4 protein-coding genes and 1 pseudogene are annotated in these 2,852 nt (G+C 65.9%); all 5 read left to right on the plus strand.

Going from position 1 to position 2,852, the window contains the following annotated elements; translation table 11 throughout:
- The coding region (gene atpB / locus JWP65_RS19915; protein ID WP_299766920.1) for a F0F1 ATP synthase subunit A at nucleotides 1-808 on the plus strand (808 nt) is incomplete at its 5' end.
- Nucleotides 809-869: 61 nt separating this feature from the next.
- Complete coding sequence (gene atpE / locus JWP65_RS19920) at nucleotides 870-1,136, plus strand: F0F1 ATP synthase subunit C (protein WP_299766926.1); 267 nt, start codon at nucleotides 870-872, stop codon at nucleotides 1,134-1,136.
- A 63-nt stretch (nucleotides 1,137-1,199) separates the two neighbouring features.
- Nucleotides 1,200-1,670, plus strand: coding sequence for a F0F1 ATP synthase subunit B (locus JWP65_RS19925; RefSeq protein ID WP_299766922.1), 471 nt, complete (start codon nucleotides 1,200-1,202; stop codon nucleotides 1,668-1,670).
- Nucleotides 1,671-1,678: 8 nt separating this feature from the next.
- The gene (locus JWP65_RS19930) at nucleotides 1,679-2,209 is read left to right on the plus strand and encodes a F0F1 ATP synthase subunit delta (RefSeq protein WP_299766923.1); all 531 of its coding nucleotides are present in this window, start codon (nucleotides 1,679-1,681) and stop codon (nucleotides 2,207-2,209) included.
- A gap of 36 nt (nucleotides 2,210-2,245) precedes the next feature.
- Nucleotides 2,246-2,852: pseudogene (locus JWP65_RS19935) on the plus strand (F0F1 ATP synthase subunit alpha); the annotation flags it as partial.

Genomic DNA, 2,852 nt, shown 5'->3' on the forward strand with positions numbered 1-2,852 from the left:
CAAGGCCAGCAACGTCGTCGATTTCTCGGTCTTCAATTTCGACTCCATCTTTTTCTCGGTCGCCATGGGCGTGCTGGGCTGCTGGCTGCTGTGGCTGGCGGCGCGCAAGGCGACGTCGGGCGTGCCCGGCCGGTTCCAGGCCGCGGTGGAAATCCTGGTCGAGATCGTCGACGCGCAGGCCAAGGGGATCGTGCACAACGCGCACAGCCGCAAGCTGGTGGCCCCGCTGGCGCTGGTGGTGTTCGTCTGGATCTTCCTGATGAATGCGATGGACCTGCTGCCGGTCGACCTGATCCCGTACATCTGGGAGCGGGTCTACGGCGCCGCTGGCGGCGACCCGCACCACGCCTACATGCGCGTCGTGCCCACCGCCGACCTTTCCGTCACCATGGGCCTGTCCATCGGTGTGCTGCTGGTCTGCCTGTTTTACAACGTGAAGATCAAGGGCGCCGGCGGCTGGGCGCACGAACTGGTGACCGCGCCCTTCGGCACCAGCAAGAACCCGCTGTTCGCGGCGATCCTGGGTGTGCTCAACCTGGGCATGCAGATCATCGAGTTCGTCGCCAAGACCGTCTCGCACGGCATGCGACTGTTCGGCAACATGTACGCCGGCGAACTGATCTTTTTGCTGATCGCCCTGATGGGCGGCGCCTTCGCGCTGACCGCCACCGGCATCGGCCTGGCCATCGGCCACATCATCGCGGGCACGGCCTGGGCGATCTTCCACATCCTGATCATCACGCTGCAGGCCTTCGTGTTCATGATGCTGACGCTCGTCTACATCGGCCAGGCCCACGACGCCCACTGATCCCCCGGTTTCCGTTCCCCGTTTTCCCGTTTCTCGTCAACCACCAAAGTCCTTAGGAGCAATCATGGAAGTTATCAGCTTTGTCGCCCTGGCCGCCGGCCTGATCATCGGTCTGGGTGCCGTCGGCGCCTGTATCGGCATCGGCATCATGGGCAGCAAGTACCTCGAAGCGGCTGCCCGCCAGCCCGAGCTGATGAACGAACTGCAGACCAAGATGTTCCTGCTGGCCGGCCTGATCGACGCCGCGTTCATCATCGGCACCGGTATCGCGCTGTGGTTCGCCACCGCCAACCCGTTCCTGGCGCAGATCGCCAACCTGCCGAAGTAATCCCATCCTTTCGCCAACCCAATTCCCGGACCGCGATTCGCGCCCGGGAGCAAGGATGAAAAAGTGAGCATCACCGGTACCCTCATCATTCAGGTGATCGTGTTCCTGATCCTGGTCGGGTTCACGATGAAGTTCGTGTGGCCGCCGATCGCGACCGCGCTCGATGAGCGCGCGCGCAAGATCGCCGACGGCCTGGCTGCGGCCGACAAGGCCAAGTCCGAACTCGCCGCCGCCGACCGGCGCGTCGAGCAGGAACTGGCGAAGTCGCGCAACCAGACGGCTTCCCTGCTGGCCGACGCCGAGCGGCGCGCCCAGGCGATCGTCGAGGAGGCCAAGGGCCGAGCCAACGAAGAAGGCGCCAAGATCGTCGCCGCTGCCCGTGCCGAGGCCGAGCAGCAGACGGTGAAGGCCCGCGAGGCCCTGCGCGAGCAGGTTGCCGCGCTGGCCGTCAAGGGCGCCGAGCAGATCCTGCGCAAGGAAGTGAACGCCGGCGTCCACGCCGAGCTGCTCGCCCGCCTGCAGACCGAGCTGTAAGGACCGACATGGCCGAACTCGCCACCATCGCCCGCCCGTACGCGGAAGCGCTGTTCCAGTCGTCCAAAGGCGATCCGGACGGCACCTCGCAGTGGCTGGACCAGCTCGCCGCGGTGGCGGGCAACCCCCAGCTGCTGCAGTTCGCGGGCAACCCCAAGGTGGGCAGCCAGCAGGTGTTCGACCTTGTGACCGAGGCCGCCCGCGTGCAGTTGTCCGGCAACGGCCGGAACTTCCTGCGCACGATCATCGACAACGGCCGCCTGGCGGCCGTGCCCGAGGTCGCGCAGCAGTTTCGCGCCATGAAGAACACGCAGGCCGGCAGCTCCGATGCGGTGGTCTACAGCGCCTTTCCGATCGCCGCCGCTGCCCTGGGCAACCTGGCGGGAGTGCTGGAAAAGCGGTTCGGCCGCAAGCTGAACCTCACCGTGCAGGAAGCCCCGGCCCTGATCGGCGGGATTCGCGTGGTGGTGGGCGACGAAGTGCTGGACACCTCGGTCCAGGCCCGCCTGGAACAAATGAAAGTCGCGCTGACGGCCTGATGGCCGCTAGCCTCCCAAAAGGACCAAGGAAGAGTCATGCAGCTCAATCCCGCTGAAATTTCCGAACTGATCAAGAGCAGGATCGAAGGCCTGGCCGCCAGCGCCGACATCCGCAACCAGGGCACCGTGATCTCCGTGACCGACGGCATCGTCCGCGTCCACGGCCTGTCCGATGCCATGGCCGGCGAAATGCTGGAGTTCCCGCCCACCGCCGATGGCGTGGCCACCTATGGCCTGGCGCTGAACCTCGAGCGCGACTCCGTCGGCGCCGTGATTCTGGGCGAGTACGAACACATCTCCGAAGGCGACACCGTCAAGTGCACGGGCCGCATCCTGGAAGTGCCGGTCGGCCCCGAGCTGATCGGCCGCGTGGTCAACGCCCTGGGCCAGCCGATCGACGGCAAGGGCCCGATCAACGCCAAGATGTCGGACGTGATCGAGAAGGTCGCTCCCGGCGTGATCGCCCGCAAGTCGGTCGACCAGCCGGTGCAGACCGGTCTGAAGGCCATCGACTCCATGGTGCCGATCGGCCGTGGCCAGCGCGAGCTGATCATCGGCGACCGCCAGACCGGCAAGTCCGCCGTCGCGGTCGACACGATCATCAACCAGAAGGGTCAGAACATGACCTGCGTGTACGTCGCCA

This window comes from Ramlibacter sp., assembly GCF_028292805.1.
GTDB lineage: Bacteria > Pseudomonadota > Gammaproteobacteria > Burkholderiales > Burkholderiaceae_C > Ramlibacter.